This is a genomic window from Duganella sp. CT11-25, assembly GCF_047302815.1.
Taxonomy (GTDB): domain Bacteria; phylum Pseudomonadota; class Gammaproteobacteria; order Burkholderiales; family Burkholderiaceae_D; genus Rugamonas.
In genome coordinates this window covers 4,374,744-4,393,577 of sequence record NZ_JBKBFD010000001.1, presented here as the reverse complement: position 1 = coordinate 4,393,577, position 18,834 = coordinate 4,374,744, and the positions used below count along the sequence as shown (strand labels likewise).

At 65.4% G+C, this 18,834-nt stretch carries 19 protein-coding genes; 4 read left to right on the top strand and 15 right to left on the bottom strand.

Features of this window, described 5'->3' with window-relative positions; all coding sequences use genetic code 11:
* Positions 1-65: 65 nt before the first annotated feature.
* Together ACEN9F_RS18765 and ACEN9F_RS18760 are read right to left on the bottom strand one after the other, a co-directional pair.
* Positions 66-821, bottom strand: coding sequence for an alpha/beta fold hydrolase (locus tag ACEN9F_RS18765; protein WP_413422162.1), 756 nt, complete (start codon positions 819-821; stop codon positions 66-68).
* Positions 822-988: 167 nt separating this feature from the next.
* Positions 989-1,432 (bottom strand): MarR family winged helix-turn-helix transcriptional regulator, encoded by a 444-nt coding sequence (locus tag ACEN9F_RS18760; protein ID WP_413422160.1) that lies wholly within the window; start codon positions 1,430-1,432, stop codon positions 989-991.
* A gap of 137 nt (positions 1,433-1,569) precedes the next feature.
* Between ACEN9F_RS18760 and ACEN9F_RS18755 the strand changes: the two genes are divergently transcribed.
* The 3 genes from ACEN9F_RS18755 to fnr are packed head-to-tail and all read left to right on the top strand — an operon-like array spanning position 1,570 to position 3,121.
* Entirely contained in the window at positions 1,570-1,791 is a 222-nt protein-coding gene (locus tag ACEN9F_RS18755) for a DUF2892 domain-containing protein (protein ID WP_413422159.1), read from the top strand.
* Between the two features lie 6 nt (positions 1,792-1,797).
* Complete coding sequence (locus ACEN9F_RS18750; protein ID WP_413422157.1) at positions 1,798-2,316, top strand: RNA polymerase sigma factor; 519 nt, start codon at positions 1,798-1,800, stop codon at positions 2,314-2,316.
* Positions 2,317-2,362: 46 nt separating this feature from the next.
* Positions 2,363-3,121 carry a fumarate/nitrate reduction transcriptional regulator Fnr gene (fnr, locus tag ACEN9F_RS18745; RefSeq protein WP_413422155.1) on the top strand — a complete coding sequence of 253 codons (759 nt, stop codon included), beginning with the start codon at positions 2,363-2,365 and terminating at the stop codon, positions 3,119-3,121.
* Here the strand turns inward: fnr and ACEN9F_RS18740 are convergent.
* The 13 genes from ACEN9F_RS18740 to ACEN9F_RS18680 all read right to left on the bottom strand — a co-directional run bounded on the left by ACEN9F_RS18740 (position 3,118) and on the right by ACEN9F_RS18680 (position 17,994).
* Entirely contained in the window at positions 3,118-3,630 is a 513-nt protein-coding gene (locus ACEN9F_RS18740) for a FixH family protein (protein ID WP_413422153.1), read from the bottom strand. The genes fnr and ACEN9F_RS18740 overlap by 4 nt on opposite strands.
* 11 nt (positions 3,631-3,641) lie before the next feature.
* Positions 3,642-5,021, bottom strand: a complete 1,380-nt coding sequence (ccoG, locus tag ACEN9F_RS18735; protein ID WP_413422151.1) for a cytochrome c oxidase accessory protein CcoG — start codon at positions 5,019-5,021, stop codon at positions 3,642-3,644.
* The gene (gene ccoP, locus ACEN9F_RS18730; protein WP_413422149.1) at positions 5,018-5,959 is read right to left on the bottom strand and encodes a cytochrome-c oxidase, cbb3-type subunit III; all 942 of its coding nucleotides are present in this window, start codon (positions 5,957-5,959) and stop codon (positions 5,018-5,020) included. The genes ccoG and ccoP overlap by 4 nt, the downstream gene beginning before the upstream one ends.
* On the bottom strand, positions 5,952-6,119 hold the full coding sequence (locus ACEN9F_RS18725) for a cbb3-type cytochrome oxidase subunit 3 (RefSeq protein ID WP_413422147.1): 168 nt from the start codon (positions 6,117-6,119) through the stop codon (positions 5,952-5,954). The genes ccoP and ACEN9F_RS18725 overlap by 8 nt, the downstream gene beginning before the upstream one ends.
* 1 nt (position 6,120) lies before the next feature.
* Positions 6,121-6,735, bottom strand: coding sequence for a cytochrome-c oxidase, cbb3-type subunit II (ccoO, locus tag ACEN9F_RS18720; RefSeq protein WP_413422145.1), 615 nt, complete (start codon positions 6,733-6,735; stop codon positions 6,121-6,123).
* Positions 6,736-6,748: 13 nt separating this feature from the next.
* Complete coding sequence (gene ccoN, locus ACEN9F_RS18715) at positions 6,749-8,170, bottom strand: cytochrome-c oxidase, cbb3-type subunit I (RefSeq protein ID WP_413422143.1); 1,422 nt, start codon at positions 8,168-8,170, stop codon at positions 6,749-6,751.
* A gap of 76 nt (positions 8,171-8,246) precedes the next feature.
* The gene (gene ccoS / locus ACEN9F_RS18710) at positions 8,247-8,423 is read right to left on the bottom strand and encodes a cbb3-type cytochrome oxidase assembly protein CcoS (protein WP_413422141.1); all 177 of its coding nucleotides are present in this window, start codon (positions 8,421-8,423) and stop codon (positions 8,247-8,249) included.
* Positions 8,423-10,876: a heavy metal translocating P-type ATPase gene (locus ACEN9F_RS18705; RefSeq protein WP_413422139.1), complete on the bottom strand. Its 2,454-nt coding sequence runs from the start codon at positions 10,874-10,876 to the stop codon at positions 8,423-8,425. The genes ccoS and ACEN9F_RS18705 overlap by 1 nt, the downstream gene beginning before the upstream one ends.
* A complete protein-coding gene (locus ACEN9F_RS18700; RefSeq protein WP_413422137.1) occupies positions 10,855-11,691 on the bottom strand; it encodes a sulfite exporter TauE/SafE family protein in 837 nt (278 codons plus the stop codon). The genes ACEN9F_RS18705 and ACEN9F_RS18700 overlap by 22 nt, the downstream gene beginning before the upstream one ends.
* A complete protein-coding gene (gene hemN / locus ACEN9F_RS18695; protein WP_413422135.1) occupies positions 11,692-13,113 on the bottom strand; it encodes an oxygen-independent coproporphyrinogen III oxidase in 1,422 nt (473 codons plus the stop codon).
* Positions 13,114-13,117: 4 nt separating this feature from the next.
* Positions 13,118-14,755: a methyl-accepting chemotaxis protein gene (locus tag ACEN9F_RS18690; RefSeq protein ID WP_413422133.1), complete on the bottom strand. Its 1,638-nt coding sequence runs from the start codon at positions 14,753-14,755 to the stop codon at positions 13,118-13,120.
* 126 nt (positions 14,756-14,881) lie between these two features.
* Positions 14,882-16,987, bottom strand: a complete 2,106-nt coding sequence (locus ACEN9F_RS18685; RefSeq protein WP_413422131.1) for an EAL domain-containing protein — start codon at positions 16,985-16,987, stop codon at positions 14,882-14,884.
* 68 nt (positions 16,988-17,055) lie between these two features.
* Complete coding sequence (locus ACEN9F_RS18680) at positions 17,056-17,994, bottom strand: DUF808 domain-containing protein (RefSeq protein ID WP_413422129.1); 939 nt, start codon at positions 17,992-17,994, stop codon at positions 17,056-17,058.
* A 155-nt stretch (positions 17,995-18,149) separates the two neighbouring features.
* On the opposite strand from ACEN9F_RS18680, the gene ACEN9F_RS18675 reads away from it, so the two are divergent.
* Positions 18,150-18,791 carry a LysE family transporter gene (locus ACEN9F_RS18675; protein WP_413422127.1) on the top strand — a complete coding sequence of 214 codons (642 nt, stop codon included), beginning with the start codon at positions 18,150-18,152 and terminating at the stop codon, positions 18,789-18,791.
* Positions 18,792-18,834: the final 43 nt, after the last annotated feature.

Below are 18,834 nucleotides of genomic sequence, written 5' to 3'. Positions count from 1 at the left end.
AGAGAATTGCCAAACGCTTATTGATTCTCCTATCAAAGACCGGCCTTGGCAAGGACGAATGCGGATTAACGCTGTGCCGCGGCGATGATCACTTCCGCCACCTTGGCCGGCTGCGACACCATCGGCACGTGGCTGGTCTGCAGCGTGGTGGTGGTGGCGTTGATCTTCTTGGCGAAGGCTTGCTCCAGCTCCGGCGCGATCATGCGGTCCTTGGCGGCGACGATGTAGTAGCTCGGCTTGGTTTTCCATGCCGCCACGGTGGTGGCTTCGCCAAAGGCTTTGGAATTGATCGGGCCCTGGGTGGCGGCGATCAGCGCGGCGGTGGCCGGCGACACGTCCTGGGCGAAGTTCTTGGCGACCGAGTCGGTCGGCAGCCACAGGTAGCCGCCGGCGTCGGCCTGCAGCGTGGCGATGCCTGGCGGCACGGCGTAGTTCTTGCCCAGCGCGCCGGCGGCCTCGCCTTCGGACGGGGCGAAGGCGGCCACGTAGACCAGCGACTTGATCTTGTCGCTGGTGCCGGCTTCGGTGATCACCATGCCGCCCCACGAGTGGCCGACCAGCACGACCTTGCCGGTTTGCGCATCAATCACGCGCTTGGTCGCGGCGACGTCGTCGGCCAGCGAGGTCAGCGGATTTTGCACGGCAACCACTTTCAAGCCCTTGGCTTGCAGCAGCGGGATCACTTTTTCCCAGCTGGAGCCATCGGCGAAGGCGCCGTGGACCAGCACCACGGTGGTGTCGGCGACAGGGGCGGCGGCGCTGGCGTTCATGGCGGCGGCGGACAGGATGGTGGCGGCGAAGGCGATGGCGGTGCGTTTCATGATGTTTCCTTTCAGTGGTTATGCGCTAACAATTAGCGCGCTAAGTAATTCGCTTTTAAAAACGCGCTTCAGGTAAAGCGCGTTTCGATGGAGTAAATATAGCGCACAAATAAATAGCGTGCAAGTTAAATTTCAAAGATTGTGCGAATTATTTTCTGGGGCCGGACTCAAGCGCCGAGATTGCGGTTCAATTTACCCAGGTTGTGCATCAGCGAGTCTACTTCCCCGTGCGTGACGGCGCATTGGGCGGCGAAGTCCTGGCTCACCTTCAGGGCGGCGGCGCGCAGCGCCTGGCCGGCCGGGGTCAGCGTCAGCACGCGGTTGCGCTCGTCGCGGGGATCGCGGTCGCGGATCAGATAGCCTTCGGCTTCGAGCCGCTTGACCACCGGCGTCACCGAGCCGGAATCCTGTTGCAGGCGCTGGGCCACGTCCTTGATGCCCAGGCCCTCTTCCTCCCACAGCACCACCATCACCAGGTATTGTGGATAAGTCAGGTTCAGCGCGGACAGCAGCGGCTTGTACACCTGCGTCATCTTGAGCGAGGTGTTATAGATCAGGAAGCACAGGTGCTGGTCCAGCCGGGGCGGCGTGGGGAGCTTGGGGGAGGTCATGGGCGCTAGCCTAGCGGCTATCGGCCGGCAATGCAAATCGGCGGGCCCAAAAATATTTTCAGATCCGCGCATCCAAATGCGCACACCGGGCCTCTTAGTAGCCGAGGGACTTCCTCTGCGACGAATAGGAGAGCAATATGTTTTATGTTAAAAACGTACCAGGCTGGGAACGCGCGCTGCGCGTGGTGGCCGGCCTGATCGCCATGGCGATCGGCTACAGCGTGCTGGGCGGCATGTGGGGTTCGCTGCTGGCGGTGTCGGCGGCCGGGATCGTGGCGTCCGGCCTGTTCGGCTTCTGCCCGATGTGCGCGATGGTGGGCCGCCGCCTGGACAAGGCCGCAAAGCAAGCCAAACAATAAGGACATATGAGTCTGGCAGAACAGCATCTACCTGTGCTGGACGCCGCCCACCGCGGCGATCCGGCGGCGTTGGCGCAGCTATTGCGGCTGTGCCAACCCGATATCCGCCGCTACGCCCAGCGTAACTGCCTGATCGGCGACGTCGACGACGCCGTGCAGGAAGCGTTGCTGGTGCTGTCGCGCCGGTTGGCGTCGGTGCGCATGCTGGCGGCGTTTTCCGGCTGGCTGTTCCAGGTCGTCAAGCGCGAATGCCACCGGCTGGGCCGCGCCGCGCTGGGCCACGATCCCTGGGACGACGAGCGCGCCGAGCAGTGGCTGGCCAGTCAGGACACGGCCGGCTTGCGGCTGGAGCTGGTCAATGCGCTGGAATCCCTGCCGGCCGATTATCTGCAAGTGGTGCTGCTGCGCGATTTCGCGGAAATGTCGATCGGCGAAATCGCCGGCGAGACCGGCGAGAGCGCGGCCGCCGTCAAAAGCCGCTTGCATCGCGCAAGGCGGATGGCGCGCGAATACCTGATCGGATGACTGCGGAATACCTCCGCGATCGCCGAACATCGTCTACACTGGCCCCATGATACGAGAACTTCCTTCGCTGGTGATACCCGGCGTCACTATCGATGTCCTCAAGGCCAGTTGCGCCACGTGCAGCATGCACCAGCTGTGCTTGCCGATGGGGCTGGACAACAACGACATGGACCGGCTGGACCAGATCATCGGCCGCCGGCGTAAAGTCGCGCGCGGCACCAACCTGTTCCGTATCGGCGATGCGTTCCAGAACCTGTACGCGATCCGGCTCGGCCACTTCAAGACTTGCCAGGTGACCCAGGACGGCGTCGAGCAGATCACCGGCTTCCAGATGGCCGGCGAGCTGCTGGGCATGGACGCCATCAGCACCGACCTGCACCATTGCACCGCCGTGGCGCTGGAGGACAGCGAAGTGTGCGAGATTCCTTTCGGCAGCCTGCAGCTGCTGCTGGGCGACATGCCGACGCTGCTGCGCCACTTCCACCGCATGATGAGCCAGGAAATCACGCGCGAGCAAAGCGTCATGCTCTTGCTGGGCAATATGCAGGCGACCCAGCGCTTCGCCGCCTTCCTGGTCAACCTGTCGTCGCGCTACGAGGCGCGCGGCTATTCGCCGAACACCTTCCAGCTGCGCATGTCGCGCGAGGAAATCGGCAACTACCTGGGCTTGACCATCGAGAGCATCAGCCGCTTGCTGTCCAGGTTCAAGAAGGAAGGCTTGCTGCGGGTCAGCAACCGTGAAATCGAGTTGCTGGATCCGTTGCGGCTCAAGGCGATCACCGCCGGCACCCAGACCTGCGCCTAATCAGGCCTCAGCGCCACGCCGCGCTGCGCCGGCCAGCTCCACGTGCCGGCCAGCCGCCAGTCGCGCCGCACGCTCTCCACCAGCACGATCCAGCGGCTGCGTTCCAGCATCGGCAGGTCGGCGCGGAAGACGCCGTCGGCGTCCGGCTTCAGCAGCAGCTTGATGTCCTTCTGCGGCAGCGTCGCGTGCGACAAATGCAGCAGCAGCGGGCCGGTTTGCTTGCGGTTGACGCGGCCCGACAGCACGCCGGTCGATGCATCGTAGCCCAGCGCCACCGACAGTCCCAGCGAGGCCGCGACCTGGTCGCGCCGCAAGTCCTGGTTGATGGCCTTGCCCTGCTTGTAGTAATCGCCCACCACCAGCGCATCCTGGTTGGAAAACGCCAGCCAGCCGGTGTAGGTGCCGGCCGCCGCGACGATGGCCGGACCCAGCATCAGCAGCCACGGCCAGCGCTGCTTCCACCACGGCGGCACGGTGGCGACGGACATGCGGATAATCGATTCTGGCATAGCGGTTCTCCTTAGCGCGGCACGAAAAACACCGCGGCTTCCTTCACATGCAGCGACGGATCGTCGACTGCGTTCAGCTCAATGGCGATCTTGTTCGAGCCGGGCTTGCCGTCGCCATGCGCGCTGCGCAGGCGGATCGGATAAGCCTTGGTCTCGGTGGCGCCGACCCGCACCAGTTGCTCCGTCTGCTGCTCCAGCGAGGCCAGGCCGCCGACCGTGATGCGGTAGGTATGCGCCTGCTCGGAAGTGTTCATGATCTGCAGGCGGTAGACGTTCTCGATCATGCCGTCTTCCACCTCGCGGCCCAGCGTGCCGCGGTCGCGGATCACGTCCAGCTTGAGCGGCACGCGCCAGTACAGCGCGCCGGCGGTGGCGGCGACGATCAGCAGCAGCACGCCGCTGTAGATCTTGACGCGGGTGCGCATGGTGCGGCGGCGGATCTCGCTCGGCGTGAAGTGCCGGTCCATCGCGCGCTCGGTGCTGTAGCGGATCAGGCCGCGTGGTTGGGCGATCTTGTCCATCACGCTGTTGCAGGCGTCGACGCAGGCGGCGCAGCCGATGCACTCGTACTGCAGGCCGTTGCGGATGTCGATGCCGGTCGGGCAGACCTGCACGCACATCGAGCAGTCGATACAGGAACCGCCGTTGCCACCGCTGGATTTCGACAACGGCGCGCGCGGTTCGCCGCGCTTGGCGTCGTAGGTGATGATCAGCGTGTCGGGGTCGAACATCGCGCTCTGGAAGCGGGCGTAGGGGCACATATACTTGCACACCTGCTCGCGCATCCAGCCGGCGTTGCCGTAGGTGGCGAAACTGTAGAACAGCACCCAGAACCATTCCCAAGGGCCGAAGTTCAGCGTCGCCACCTCCATGCCCAGCAGCTTGATCGGCGTGAAATAGCCGACGAAGGTGAAGCCGGTCCACAGCGCCACCGCGCCCCAGGCCAGGTGCTTGGCGGTCTTCTTGCCATATTTCGACAGCGACGGCGGTTGCCGGTCCAGCGCGATGCGCGCGCTGCGCTTGCCTTCGATCTTGCGTTCTATCCACAGGAAGATTTCGGTGTACACCGTTTGCGGGCAGGCGAAGCCGCACCACACGCGGCCCGCCACCGCCGTCGCCAGGAACAGCAGGTAGGCGCAGATGATCAGCAGCGCCGCCAGGTAGATGAAGTCCTGCGGCCACAACACCAGTCCGAAGATGTAGAACTTGCGCGCGGCCAGGTCGAACAGCAGCGCCTGGCGGCCGTTCCACTGTAGCCAGGGCGCGCCGTAGAACGCCAGCTGCGTCAGCCAGACGAACAGCCAGCGCAGGCTGGCATAGCGGCCTGTGGTCTCGCGCGGATAAATCTCCTCGCGCGCCGCGTACATTTTGATGACCTGTGGGGCGTTCATTTTTCCGCGACCGCTGGCGCTGGTGGGCGGGTATCGTTGGACAAGCCCCAGACATAGGCGGCCAGCACGTGTGCCTTGTCATCGCCGAGGAAGTCCTGGAAGGCCGGCATGGTCGCGGTGCGGCCCTTGCGGATGGTTTCCATGACGGTTTCGACGCTGCCGCCGAACAGCCAGATCTTGTCGGTCAGGTTGGGCGCGCCCAACAGCTGGTTACCGGTGCCGCCCGCGCTGTGGCAAGCCATGCAGGCGCCGAACTTGCCCTTGCCGAATACCACCTTGATCGGATCGGCGGTGGAACCGGACAGGCTCAGCACGTAGTGGGCGACGTTCTCCACATCCTTGTCCGAACCCAGCGCCGCGCCCATCGGCGGCATCACGCCGGTACGGCCGTGCAAGATGGTTTCCTTGATGGTGTCCGGCGCGCCGCCGAACAGCCAGTCCTTGTCGGTCAGGTTGGGGAAGCCCTTGTTGCCGCGCGCATCGGAGCCGTGGCATTGCGCGCAATAGGTCAGGAACAAGCGCTCGCCGATGGCGCGCGCCTGCGGATCGGCCGCCACGGCTTTCAGGTCCTGCTTGCTGTACTTGGCGAACAGCGGGCCGTAATCGGCATCGGCCTTTTTCAGTTCGGCCTGGTACTGGCCGGTGGATTTCCAGCCCAGCTTGCCGGCATACGTGCCCAGGCCCGGATACAGGAACAGATAGGCCAGCGCGAACACGATGGTGATGTAGAACAGCCACATCCACCAGCGCGGCATCGGCGTGTTCAGCTCGCTCAAGTCCTCGTCCCAGACGTGGCCGGTGGTACCCACCTTGCCGTCGGCGGCCTTGGCCAGCTTGACCTTCGATTGCGAGTACAGCAGCACGCCGCAGCCGAACACGCCCAGCAAGGTCAGCACGACGATGTACCAATCCCAGAAGCCGTTGGTGAAATCAGCCATGGCCGTTCTCCTCGTCATCGGCGAACGGCAGTCGCGCCGCCGCCGCGAAGTCGGCTTCCTTGTTGCGGATAAAGGCCCACCACAGGATGCCCATGAACGTGATGAAAGAGATCACCGTCATCACGCTGCTGGCGCTGTCAAACAGGTTGTCGATAGCCATGCTAGTTCCTCGTCTTGATGAGTGTGCCCAGGCCTTGCAGGTAGGCGACCAGGGCGTCTTCTTCGGTCTTGTCCTTGAGCTCTTCCGGCGCGGCGGCGATCTCGGCGTCGGTGTACGGCGTGCCCAGGCGGCGCAGCGCGTTCATCTTCGGCACGATCTCGGCCGGCACCAAAGAGGTCTTGGCCAGCCACGGATAGTTCGGCATATTCGATTCCGGCACCACGTCGCGCGGATTGTTCAGGTGGGTGCGGTGCCATTCGTCGCTGTAGCGGCCGCCCACGCGCGCCAGGTCGGGACCGGTGCGCTTGGAACCCCATTGGAACGGCCGGTCGTAGACGAACTCGCCCGCCACCGAATAGTGGCCGTAGCGCTCGGTCTCGGCGCGGAACGGGCGGATCATCTGCGAGTGGCAGTTGTAGCAGCCTTCGCGCACGTAGATGTCGCGTCCGGCCAGCCGCAGCGGCGAGTACGGCTTGAGGCCGGCCACCGGCTCGGTGGTGGACTTCTGGAAGAACAGCGGCACGATCTCGACGGCGCCGCCGACGCTGACCACCAGCGTCACCAGCGCGATCAGCAGCCAGGGATTTTTCTCGATCCATTCGTGGGTAAATTTCATGCTTTGCTCCGAATCAGGCGTGACCGGCGGCCAGCGCGGGAATGCGCGCCACGGCGGTCTCGCGGTTACGCAGGGTCATCCAGGTGTTGTAGGCCATCACGCACATGCCGCCCAAGTACAGCAGGCCGCCGGTGAAGCGCACCACGTAGTACGGGAAGGTGGCTTTGACGCTCTCGGCAAAGGTGTAGGTCAGCGTGCCGTCGGCATTGACCGCGCGCCACATCAGGCCCTGCATCACGCCGGCGATCCACATCGCGGCGATGTACAGCACGATGCCGATGGTGGCGACCCAGAAGTGCAGGTCGATCAACCTGGTGCTGTACATCTTCTGCTGGCTGGCCAGGCGCGGCAGCAGGTAGTAGATCGAGCCCATGGTGATGAAGCCGACCCAGCCCAGCGCGCCGCCGTGGACGTGGGCGATGCCCCAGTCGGTGTAGTGCGACAGCGCGTTGACGGTCTTGATCGACATCATCGGCCCCTCGAAGGTGGCCATGCCGTAGAACGACAGCGAGACGATCATGAATTTCAGGATCGGATCGGTGCGCAGCTTGTGCCAGGCGCCCGACAGGGTCATCATGCCGTTGATCATGCCGCCCCACGACGGCGCCAGCAGGATCAGCGAGAACACCATGCCGATCGATTGCGTCCAGTCCGGCAGCGCCGTGTAGTGCAGGTGGTGCGGGCCGGCCCACATATAGGTGAAGATCAGTGCCCAGAAGTGCACGATCGACAGGCGGTACGAGTACACCGGGCGTTCGGCCTGCTTGGGGATGAAGTAGTAGACCATGCCCAGGTAGCCGGCGGTGAGGATGAAGCCGACCGCGTTGTGGCCGTACCACCACTGGATCATCGCGTCCTGCACGCCGGCGTAGGCCGAGTACGATTTGAACAGCGAAGCCGGCATGCTGGCGCCGTTGACCACGTGCAGGATCGTCACGGCGATGATGTAGCCGGCGAAGAACCAGTTGGCCACGTAGATGTGTTTCACTTTACGCTTGATCAACGTGCCGAAGAAGACCACCGCGTAGGCGATCCACACCAGCGCGATCAGGATCGTGATCGGCCATTCCAGCTCGGCGTATTCCTTGCCGCGCGTGAAGCCCATCGGCAGCGTGACGACGGCGCTGAGAATGACCGCCTGCCAGCCCCAGAAGGTGAAGGCGGCCAGCTTGTCCGAGAACAGCCGGACCTGGCAGGTGCGCTGCACCACGTAGTAGGACGTGGCGAACAGGCCGCAGATGCCGAAGGCGAAGATCACCGCGTTGGTGTGCAGTGGACGCAGCCGGCCGTAGGTTAGCCAGGGTATGTCCAGGTTCAGCGCCGGCCAGGCCAGCTGGGCGGCGATGATGACGCCGACCAGCATGCCGATGACGCCCCAGACTACCGTCGCGACAGCGAACTGCTTCACGACCTTGTAGTTGTAGTGTTGATCCAATTTCGTTCTCCCCAGAACACTTTGATGATTTAGGTCAAAGGTTACTTTTCGGGGTCCAAAAAAACTTTGATGTGGATCAAAATTTTCCGGATGGGTCTTGATCCGGCTCGGCGCGATCATCGTCCTGCAGCACGCGCAGCGCGGGGCCGACCAGGTCGTCGAACTGGCCGTCGTCGGAGGCGATGAAAAATATCCACAGCGCGGCGAACACCGCGATCACGCTGAGCGGTATCAACAGGTATAAGGCTTCCATCAATCTCCCCTTCGCAGCCGCAGCGCGTTGGCCACCACCACCGCCGAACTGAGCGCCATGCCGACGCCGGACAGCCACGGATTGAGCCAGCCCAGCGCCGCCGCCGGGATCGCGATGACGTTATAGACCGTGGCCCAGCACAAGTTCTGGCGGATCACGCGCATGGTGCGTTCCGCCGTGCGCGCGCTGTCGGCCACGGCGCCGAGGCGGCCGTTGAGCAGCACCGCGTCGGCATGCGCCTGCGCCAATGCCGCGCCGCCGCCCATCGCGAAGGAGACGTCGGCCGCACCCAGCACGGCGGCGTCGTTGATGCCGTCGCCGATCATCGCCACCACGCAGCCGCGTCTTTGCAGCTGCTGCACGAAGTTCAGCTTGTCGGCCGGCAGGTAGCCACCCGCCGTGGTTTCTATGCCGAGCTGGTCGCCGACACGCCGCGCCAGCACATCATAGTCGCCGCTGAGCAGCACCACCGTCTTGCCGGCGTTGCGGAAGTAATCGACCGTGGCTTGCGCGTCGGGGCGCTGGCCATCCTGCAATTGCAGGCAGGCCAGCCACTGGCCTTCCGCGCCAAGGTAGACCGGCGTGGCGCCTTCGCTGATGTCATGCGGCGGCACCGGCCCGCTCAGGCCGGCGACGAAGTGCGCGCTGCCCAGGCGGTAGCGGCGGTTGTGCACCATGCCTTCGAGGCCGCGGCCGAGGGTCTCTTGCACAGCCGCCGCGCTCCAGTCTTCGCGTCCCGCCTCGCCGGCGGCGGCGGTGATGGCGTGCGCCAGCGGATGCGCGCTGCCGGTTTCCAGTGCAGCCGCCACTTGCAGGCAAAAATCCGCGCGCATCGCGCCGAGGGCGGCGATGTGCTGCACCGCCGGACGGCCATAGGTCAGCGTGCCGGTCTTGTCGAGCACGACGTGGGTGGCGCGGTGCAGCGTCTCCAGCGTTTGCGCCCCGGTGATCAAGACGCCCTGCCGCAGCAGCTGGTCGGTGGCGGCGGCCAGCGCGGTTGGCGTCGCCAGCGACAGCGCGCATGGGCAGGACACCACCAGTATGGCGATCGCGATTGGCCAGGCACGCGTGGCGCTGTAGCCGTCGATGCAGTACCAGAAGCCGAAGGCGGCCAGCGCGAACAGCAGCAGTCCGGCGACGAACCAGGCGGCCACCCGGTCGGCCCACAGCGCGATGCGCGGCTTGTCGCCGCCGGCGCGGTTGATCAGCTTGACCAGGTCCGACAAGGTGCTGTCCTGCGCGCGGCGCGTGACGCGCGCGAGGATGACGGCACCGGCGTTGATGGCGCCGCCGGGAATGGCCTCGCCTTCATGTTTGGCGACCGGCGCGCTTTCGCCGCTCAGCAGCGACAGGTCGAGCGATGTACGGCCTTCGATAATGACGCTGTCGGCGGCCACCGCTTCGCCAGGCTTGATAACGATGATGTTATTCACAGCCAGCGCGGCCGCCCGCACAATGGTGGCGGCGCGGCTGGCCGGATAGTTTTCCAGCAGCGAGGCCGATGCAGGCAGCGCGTGTTGCAAGCGTTCCAGCGCGGCGCCGGCCTTGCGGCGCGCGCGCAGCTCCAGGTATCGGCTGCAGAGCAGCAGGAAGATGAACATGGTGACCGAGTCGAACCACACCTCGCCTTCTCCGCTGACGGTGGCCAGCACGCTGGCGCCGAAGGCGGCAGCGATGCCCAGCGCGACCGGCACATCCATGCCAAAGGTGCGGGCGCGCAGGCTGTTGAAGGCGCCACGCCAGAACGGCAGCGCCGCATAGCAGATCGCGGGCAGCGTCAGCAGCAGGCTGGCCCAGCGCATCAGCGAGGCCATGCTGGCGTCCAGCGTGCCGTCGTCGGCCAGGTAGGCGGGCGCCACGTACATCATCACCTGCATCATCGACAGTCCGGCGACGAACAACTGGCGACCCAGCGTGCGTGCGGCGATGCGCTGCATGTCGCCGTGGCGGCCGGCGTCGTAGGGATAGGCGGCGTAGCCGATCGCGTGCAACGCGCCGAGGATGTCGCCAGGCCGGCAGGCGTCGCTGCGCCAGCGTACATAGAGGCGCTCGGTGGCGACGTTGAGCTGGGCGCTTTCCACCCCGGGCAGCTTGGCCAGGCGGTGCTCGATCAGCCAGACGCAGGCGGCGCAGCGTATGCCTTCCACCGTGAAGGTGGATTCGCGGCTGTCGGCGTCGAGCGCGAAGCGCGGGTCGGCGTTGTCGTACAGTTGCAGTTCAGGAGGCAGCTGCTGCGCGCCTTCGGCGCTGGCCGCGTAGGCGGTGCGGTTGCGGTAGTAGTTTTGTTGGCCGAGATCGACGATGGTCTGCGCCACCGCCGCGCAGCCGGGGCAGCACATCGTGTGCTGGACGTTGTCGATCCGTACCGTCCATGCGGCGCCGGATGGCAGCGGCAGGCCGCAGTGGTAGCAGGCTGTCGGCTCGACGGTATTTATGAGTGTGGTGTCAGGCATAGCATATTCATCCAGTCGGGCGTGACGCCGCCCGCCGTGCGCGCGAGGCCGATCGCGCCGAAGGCCAGCACCAGCAGGCCGCAGGCGATGCGCACATGGCGCCGTTGCATGGCGCGTTGCACGCGCGCGCCCAGCAAGCCGAGGCCGGTCAGCATGGGCAGTGTGCCGAGGCCGAAGGCCAGCATCACGGCCGCGCCGCCGGCGGTCGAGCCGCTCAGCATGGCGGTGGCCAGTGCGCTGTAGACCATGCCGCATGGGAGCCAGCCCCACAGCGCGCCGAGGGCGAAGGCTTTGTGCGGCTGGTCGGCGGGCACCAGCGTCTTCATCATGGGGGCGATGATGGGTTGGGCGCGCTGCCACAGCACGCGGCCGCCCTGCTCCAGCACGGCCAGGCCGCGCCAGGCGTTCATCAGGTACAGGCCGAGCGCCACCAGCATCAGGTTGGCCAGCCAGTAGAAGCCCAGCTGCGCGTCCGCCAGCGGGGCCAGGTTGAGGGCGCCTCCTGCCAGTCCGCCCGCCAAGGCGCCGGCCAGCATGTAGCTGGCGATGCGGCCGGCGTTGTAGGCCAGTACGTGCGGCAGCGCGCCGGCCGCCGCGACGACTATCGGGATCACGGCCACCCCGTCATTCCCGCGTACGCGGGAATCCATGCTGAGCATCTCATCACGCGCTCTATGGATTCCCACGTGCGTGGGAATGGCGGCGGGGCGGGCGGTGGCGGATAGCGCGCCGACGATGCCGCCGCACATGCCGGCGCAATGCACGCTGCCAGCCAGGCCGACCACGAATACGGGCAGTAGCTGGAGCGCGTTCATTTATATCGTCTTCGAGTAGCGCAGCGGTTGCGGCGCGATGTCGCGCGCCAGGCTCAGGTAGCGGTCGAACACCATACAGATATTGCGTATCAACAGCCGGCCCTTGGGTGTCACCGCGATCCAGTGCTGGTCGATGGTCAGCAGGCCATCGTCGACGAAGCCTTGCAGCTGCGCCAGCTCGTTGGCGAAGTACAGCGGGAACTGGATCGGATAGGCCTGTTCCATCGACGATATCGACAACTCGAAATTGCACATCAGCTTCTGGATCACGATGCGGCGCAGCAGGTCGTCGGTATCGAGCTTGATGCCGCGCGTGACCGGCAGCTTGCCGTCGTCGAGCTTTGCGTAATAGCCCTCCAGCGTTTTCTCGTTCTGGCTGTAGGTTGCGCCGATGGCGCTGATGGCCGACACGCCGCAGGAAATCAGCTCCGACTCCGCGCGGGTGGAATAGCCTTGGAAGTTGCGCTGCAGGCGACCCTGGCGCTGGGCCACGGCCAGTTCATCGTCCGGCTTGGCGAAATGGTCCATGCCGATATAGACGTAGCCGGCCGCGCACAGCCGGCGTATGCACAGCGCCAGCAACTCCAGCTTGACGGCGGGCGTCGGCAAATCGGCATCGGCGATGCGGCGCTGCGGCTTGAACAGATGCGGCATGTGCGCGTAGTTGTACAGCGCGATCCGGTCCGGGTTGGCGGTGATCACCTTGTCCAGCGTCTGCTCCATGCTGGCCATGCTTTGCTTCGGCAGCCCGTAGATCAAATCGATGCTGATCGAACGGAAGCCGGCGTCGCGCGCGGCGTCCATCACGGCGCGCGTCTCCGCCTCCGGCTGGATGCGGTTGACCGCCTTCTGCACCTCGGGATCGAAATCCTGCACGCCCAGGCTGATGCGGTTGAAGCCTTGCGCGCGCAGGCTGTGCACGCGCTCCGCGCTGACGGTGCGCGGATCGATCTCGATCGCGTACTCGCCCTGCTGGTCGGAGGCGAAATCGAAATTCGCGCGCAAGTGCGCCATCAGGTCGCCCATCTGGCGGTCGCTCAGGTAGGTCGGCGTGCCACCGCCGAAATGCAGTTGCTCGATCTGGCCCATGCCGTCGAACAGCCGGCCCTGCATGTCGATTTCCTGCTTCAGGTAGCCGAGGTAGGTGGCGGCCTTGCTGTGGTCCTTGGTGACGATCTTGTTGCAGCCGCAGTAGTAGCAGATCGTGTCGCAGAACGGGATGTGGATGTACAGCGACAAAGGCCGGCGGCTGCGGCGCATGCGCAGCCCGGCCACCGCCTCCAGCAACTGGCCGTAGCCGAAGTCGTTGTGGAAGCGGTCGGCGGTCGGATACGAGGTGTAGCGCGGTCCCGATTGACTCAGCTTGCCGATGATGGCGGCATCGAATTCAACGGGCGGAAATGCGGAAAGCGCGGTATGCATGATCTCAGGCGGCGAGGCGCTTCAGCGGTTGTGGGGTGGCGGCGTGCCTGGCGCGTACTGCGCGCGGGCTGCGGGCCGGGCCGAACTTGAACAGGCTGACCGCTTGCGTCAGGCCGCCCGCTTCGGTGGCCAGGCTGGCCGTGGCGGCCGCCGCTTCCTCGACCAGCGCGGCATTCTGCTGCGTGACCTGGTCCATGTGGGCGATGGCCGAGTTGACCTGGTCGACGCCGATGCTCTGCTCGTGCGAGGCCACCGAGATCTCGTGCATGATGGCCGTCACCTGCTGCACCGAGGCCACCACCTCCTTCATCGTGGCGCCGGCGCGGTCGACCTGCAGCATGCCGGCGCTGACCTTGCCGACCGAGACGTCGATCAGGTTCTTGATGTCCTTGGCGGCGGTGGCGCTGCGCTGGGCCAGGTTGCGCACCTCGCCCGCCACCACGGCGAAGCCGCGGCCTTGTTCGCCGGCGCGGGCCGCTTCGACGGCGGCGTTCAGCGCCAGGATGTTGGTCTGGAAGGCGATGCCTTCGATCAGGCCGATGATGTCGACGATCTTGCGCGACGAATTGTTGATTTCATCCATGGTGGCGATGACGTCGGCGACGATCTCGCCGCCCTGCACCGCGACGTTGGAGGCGTTCTGCGCCAGCAGGTTGGCCTGCGCCGAGTTGTCGGCGTTTTGCTTGACGGTGGACGAGAACTCTTCGACGCTCGACGCGGTTTCCTCCAGGCTGGCGGCCTGCGCTTCGGTGCGGCCGGACAGGTCGGCGTTGCCGGCGGCGATCTGGCGCGTGGCCACGGCCATGGTCTCGACGTTGACGCGCACGTCGCGGATGGTGGCGATCAGGTTGCTGTTCATTTGCTGCAGCGCGCGCAGCAACTGGCCGACTTCGTCGGTGGCTTCGGTCTCGAAGGAGCCGGACAGGTCGCCGGCGGCGATGGCGCGGGCGCCCTGCAGCGCGCGGTCCAGCGGCTGCAGCACCGACACGCGCAAGGTGTACCACAGGAAGACGTTGATCAGCAGGCCGAGGAAGGTGGCGCCGAAGATGGCGTAGTTATGCGCGCCGTTCCCTTCCAGCAGCGTGGCGCTGCAGACGCCGACCTGCAGCAGGTTGACCACGCTGGTGGCCAGCCAGATGCGCATGCCGAGCGAGACGTGACTGAGGCGCGACAGCAGCGTGCCGACGCCGGGCAGGATCACCTGGCCGTTCTTGATGCGGATGCCGTGATTGGCTTCGGTGCGTATGGCGCGGTAGGCTTGCTCGGCCTGGGCGATCTGCTGGCGCTCGGCCTTGACCCGCACCGACATATAGCCGATGGTCTTGCCGTTTTCGCGGATCGGCGTGATGTTGGCCCGCACCCAGTAATAGTCGCCGTTCTTGCAGCGGTTCTTGACGATGCCGGTCCACGGCGTGCCGTCCTTGATCGAGGCCCACAGGTCGGCGAAGGCTTCGGCCGGCATGTCAGGATGGCGCAGGATGTTTTGCGGCGCGCCCATCAGTTCTTGTTCGCTGAAGCCGCTGATCTGCGTGAAATACGGATTCACGTAGGTGATATTGCCATTTAAATCAGTTTTCGAGACGATGGCCTGGTCGTCCAGGACTTCCACTTCGCGGTTGGTGACAGGTTGGTTGTTGCGCATGACTTGGGCTCCGGCTGTTTTATTGCTGTATCGCAATAGATGTAAGCAGTTTACGGAGTCCACCCGTCAAATTTATTGATGTAGATCAAAATTCACCGGATTGGGGTGGATTAGCGGCGGACGGGGCTAGTCGCCGACCGTCAGCGGGCGCAGCGTGCCGACCGCATAGCCCTGGGCATAGTCCAGGCCCAGCTCGCGCACCACCGCCAGCGTCTGCTCGTCCTCCACGTATTCGGCCACCACGCTGATGCCCATCACGTGGCCGACCTCGTTGATGGCCTTGACCATCGCGCGGTTGATGGCGTTGCTGGCGATATCGCGGATGAACACGCCGTCGATCTTGAGGAAGTCCACCGGCAGCGTCTTCAGGTAGGCGAACGAGGACAGGCCGCTGCCGAAGTCGTCCAGCGAAAAGCGGCAGCCCAGCGCCTTCAGCCCGGCCATGAAGTCCTGCGCCTTGAGCAGGTTGGCGATGACGGCGGTTTCGGTGATTTCAAAGCAGATCTGCTCGGGCGCGATGTCGTGCTCGACGAACTGCTCGACGATGTAGTCGTGCAGGCCCTCGTCGCCCAGCGACGTGCCGGACAGGTTGACCGAGTACTGCGCCGGCACCGGCTGGCGGTCCTCGATATAGGCTTGCTCCTCGCTCAGGCTCTCGCGCACGCTTTGCACGTGGCGGCAGACGGCGCGGATGACCCAGCGGTCGATCGCCGTCATCATGTCGTAGCGCTCGGCGGCGGGGATGAAGGCGCCGGGCAGGATCAGGTCGCCCTTGGCGGGCTGGATGCGGATCAGCACTTCGTCATGGGCGTCCTCGTGCGGCCCGAGGCCGACGATGGGCTGGGCGTACAGCCGGAAGTACTGGCGCTCGAAGGCTTCGTTCAGGCGCGACACCCACAGCATTTCGCCTTGGCGGCGCGCCAGCCGCTGGTCCGATTCCTGGTACAGGTGCACGCGGTTGCGGCCGCGGTCCTTGGCCAGGTAGCAGGCCTGGTCGGCGGCGATCAGCAATTCGGTCATCGACTTGCTGTTGTGGTTGATCTCGACCACGCCGATGCTGACGCCCAGCTCGAAGGTGTGGTCGTCCCAGACAAAGCGGAAGTTCTTGACCGACTGCCGCAAGCCGTCGGCGATCAGCGCCGCCTGGTCCGGCGGGCAGTGCGGCAGCAGCACGCCCAGCTCGTCGCCGCCGAGGCGGGCCAGGATGTCGCTGTCGCGCATCTGTTTCTGCAGCATCTTCGACAGCAGTTGCAGCAGCAGGTCGCCGGCGCTGTGGCCGCAGGTGTCGTTGACGATCTTGAACTGGTCGAGGTCCATGTACAGCAGGGCGTGTACATGGTTTTCCGTCTTGGCGCTGTGCAGGGCGTTGGCGATCTGCACCTCGAATTCGCGCCGGTTGATCAGGCCGGTAAGCGTGTCGTGGCTGGCGTTCCAGGACAGCTGCCTGGCCAGCTTGCGCTCGTGGCTGACGTCGCGGAACACCACCACGGCGCCCAGCAGCTCGCCGGCGTCGGACCAGATCGGCGAGGCCGACTCCTCCACCGAGACGCGGCGGCCGTCGCGCGTGACCAGCTGGTTTTGGGTCGACACGCCGATGGTCTGCCGCAGTCGCAGGCATTGCAGCGCCACGTGTTCCGGCGTATGGCCGCTGGCTTCGTCGATCAGGTGCAGCGTGGTGCCGATGTCCAGCCCCCGGGCCTGGTCGACGGTCCAGCCGGTCAGCTGTTCGGCGATGCGGTTGAGGTAGCGGGTCTTGCCATGTTCGTCGGTGGTGACCACGCCTTCGCCGATCGAATGCAGGGTGGCGGCGGCCATTTCGCGGGTGCGGGCGCTGGCTTGCTCGGCCTCCTTGCGCGCGGTGATGTCCCAGACGATGCCCAGCGTGCTGACGGGATTGCCTTGCTGGTCGCTGAACACATGGGCCTTGGCGGCCAGCCAGTGCAGTGTCTGGTCTTCCCAGATCACGCGGTATTCGACCTCGTAACCGGTGCCTTCATCGACCGCGTCCTGCATGGTGTTGAGCAGATGGTCGCGGTCGTCCGGAAAGACGAATTGCAGGAAGGCGGTGAACGGCTGGGCGCGGTCGGCGGTGGGCAGGCCCAGCAGGCTGGCGCCGGGCGTGTCCCAGTTGACGGTGCTGTCGATGACTTTACCGCCGCTCAGGCTCGAATCCCAGATCGACATGCGCGCGGCATCGAGCGCCATGCGCAAATGCCGCTGTATATGCTCCATGCTCGCTACTCCACCATTTTGCGATTAGAGCGTTGGGCAGGGAGAAAAGTTCCAGGCTTGCCTTCGGGTCAGCCTGCCTTCTTGAAGCTGCCCGCGATTTTGCCGCCGATGGTAACCACCGCCAGCGCCAGCGCGCCGGCGACGATGCCGGCGATCGCGTCGAGCAGGCTGGGCGTGATGAAGGCCAGCACCGGGCCGATGGCCGGCAGCGTGCCGGCCGCTTCGGCGGCGTGGTGGATGAGGTCGTGCGCGCCTGGCACGCCGTGCGTCAAGATGCCGCCGCCGACCATGAACATGGCCGCCGTGCCGACCACCGACAACAGCTTCATCAGCTTGGGCGCCGCCGCCAGCAGCACGCGGCCCAGGGCCCGCAGCGCCGCGCCGCCGCGCTGGCTCAGGTAGAGGCCGGCGTCGTCCATCTTGACGATGCCCGCCACGATGCCGTACACGCCGACCGTCATGACCAGCGCGATGCCGACCACCACCGTCACCTGTTGCGAGAACGGCGCCGCAGCCACCGAGCCCAGCGCGATGACGATGATCTCGGCCGACAGGATGAAGTCGGTGCGGATCGCGCCCTTGATCTTGTCCTTTTCCAGCGCCACCAGGTCGACCTCGGGATTGGCGACCGCCTCGGCCAGCTCGGCGTGGTGCTGCTTGTCCTCCTCGGCGTGCAGGTAGCCGTGGGCGATCTTTTCAAAGCCCTCGAAGCACAGGTAGAGCCCGCCGATCATCAGCAGCGGCGTGATGGCCCATGGCGCAAACGCGCTGATCGCCAGCGCGGCCGGCACCAGGATGGCCTTGTTCTTGAGCGAGCCGACCGCCACCGCCCACACCACCGGCAGCTCGCGCTCGGCGCGCACGCCGGAGACTTGCTGCGCGTTCAGCGCCAGGTCGTCGCCCAGCACGCCGGCGGTCTTCTTGGCCGCCACCTTGCTCATGGCGGCGACGTCATCGAGGATGGAGGCGATGTCGTCGATGAGGGCGAACAGGCTGGAACCGGCCATTAGCGGTTCCCTTGCGGGGTAAGGTGGGTCATTTCAGCTCCTTGGTTGATAAGCAATATTAACCCAAGCCGGGCGCGCAGCGATATGGCCGGCCCGGTACAATGTGGATTGCCGTGCAGCATGGGCGCTGCCGCTGTCTACTCAATGGGATGCGTATGAGCTTTGCCACCTGGTTCACCTTTTTTGTCGCCGCCTGCATCATTGCCGTTTCGCCGGGCTCGGGCGCCGTGCTGTCGATGTCGCACGGCCTGTCCTACGGCGTGCGCCGCGCCAGCGCCACCATCCTGGGCCTGCAGACCGGCCTGCTGCTGATCTTCTTCATCGCCGGCGCCGGCGTCGGCTCGCTGCTGCTGGCCTCGGAAGTGGCGTTCAACATCGTCAAGACGGTGGGCGCGCTGTACCTGATCTACCTGGGCCTGAGCCAGTGGCGCGCCAAGGTCAGCATCGGCCAGCAGGAGTCGCACGCGGAAGTGGTGGTGCCGACCGTGCAAAAGCGCTTCCTGACCGGCTTCCTGACCAACGCGACCAATCCCAAGGGGATTATCTTCATGGTGGCCGTGCTGCCGCAGTTTATTACCCAGGGCCAGCCGCTGCTGCCGCAACTGCTGATCCTGGCCGCCACCATGTGCTGCATCGACCTGGTGGTGATGCACAGCTACGCTTTCCTGGCCTCGTCGATGCAGCGCTTTTTCCGCGACGCCGGCGCCGTCAAGAAGCAGAACCGGGTGTTCGGCGGCCTGTTGATGGCGGTCGGCGCGGCGCTGTTCTTCGTCAAGCGCGGCGGGGCGACTACCTGAATTTGCAAATTTGTAACTCCGTGTAACCCCGGTAGTCGGACGC

Bases quoted from the DNA above. Each gene is read 5' to 3' on its own strand.
- ACEN9F_RS18765 (WP_413422162.1), bottom strand. From the start codon at position 821: ATGAAACGCACCGCCATCGCCTTCGCCGCCACCATCCTGTCCGCCGCC.
- ACEN9F_RS18760 (WP_413422160.1), bottom strand. From the start codon at position 1,432: ATGACCTCCCCCAAGCTCCCCACGCCGCCCCGGCTGGACCAGCACCTG.
- ACEN9F_RS18755 (WP_413422159.1), top strand. From the start codon at position 1,570: ATGTTTTATGTTAAAAACGTACCAGGCTGGGAACGCGCGCTGCGCGTG.
- ACEN9F_RS18750 (WP_413422157.1), top strand. From the start codon at position 1,798: ATGAGTCTGGCAGAACAGCATCTACCTGTGCTGGACGCCGCCCACCGC.
- fnr (WP_413422155.1), top strand. From the start codon at position 2,363: ATGATACGAGAACTTCCTTCGCTGGTGATACCCGGCGTCACTATCGAT.
- ACEN9F_RS18740 (WP_413422153.1), bottom strand. From the start codon at position 3,630: ATGCCAGAATCGATTATCCGCATGTCCGTCGCCACCGTGCCGCCGTGG.
- ccoG (WP_413422151.1), bottom strand. From the start codon at position 5,021: ATGAACGCCCCACAGGTCATCAAAATGTACGCGGCGCGCGAGGAGATT.
- ccoP (WP_413422149.1), bottom strand. From the start codon at position 5,959: ATGGCTGATTTCACCAACGGCTTCTGGGATTGGTACATCGTCGTGCTG.
- ACEN9F_RS18725 (WP_413422147.1), bottom strand. From the start codon at position 6,119: ATGGCTATCGACAACCTGTTTGACAGCGCCAGCAGCGTGATGACGGTG.
- ccoO (WP_413422145.1), bottom strand. From the start codon at position 6,735: ATGAAATTTACCCACGAATGGATCGAGAAAAATCCCTGGCTGCTGATC.
- ccoS (WP_413422141.1), bottom strand. From the start codon at position 8,423: ATGGAAGCCTTATACCTGTTGATACCGCTCAGCGTGATCGCGGTGTTC.
- ACEN9F_RS18705 (WP_413422139.1), bottom strand. From the start codon at position 10,876: ATGCCTGACACCACACTCATAAATACCGTCGAGCCGACAGCCTGCTAC.
- ACEN9F_RS18700 (WP_413422137.1), bottom strand. From the start codon at position 11,691: ATGAACGCGCTCCAGCTACTGCCCGTATTCGTGGTCGGCCTGGCTGGC.
- hemN (WP_413422135.1), bottom strand. From the start codon at position 13,113: ATGCATACCGCGCTTTCCGCATTTCCGCCCGTTGAATTCGATGCCGCC.
- ACEN9F_RS18690 (WP_413422133.1), bottom strand. From the start codon at position 14,755: ATGCGCAACAACCAACCTGTCACCAACCGCGAAGTGGAAGTCCTGGAC.
- ACEN9F_RS18685 (WP_413422131.1), bottom strand. From the start codon at position 16,987: ATGGAGCATATACAGCGGCATTTGCGCATGGCGCTCGATGCCGCGCGC.
- ACEN9F_RS18680 (WP_413422129.1), bottom strand. From the start codon at position 17,994: ATGGCCGGTTCCAGCCTGTTCGCCCTCATCGACGACATCGCCTCCATC.
- ACEN9F_RS18675 (WP_413422127.1), top strand. From the start codon at position 18,150: ATGAGCTTTGCCACCTGGTTCACCTTTTTTGTCGCCGCCTGCATCATT.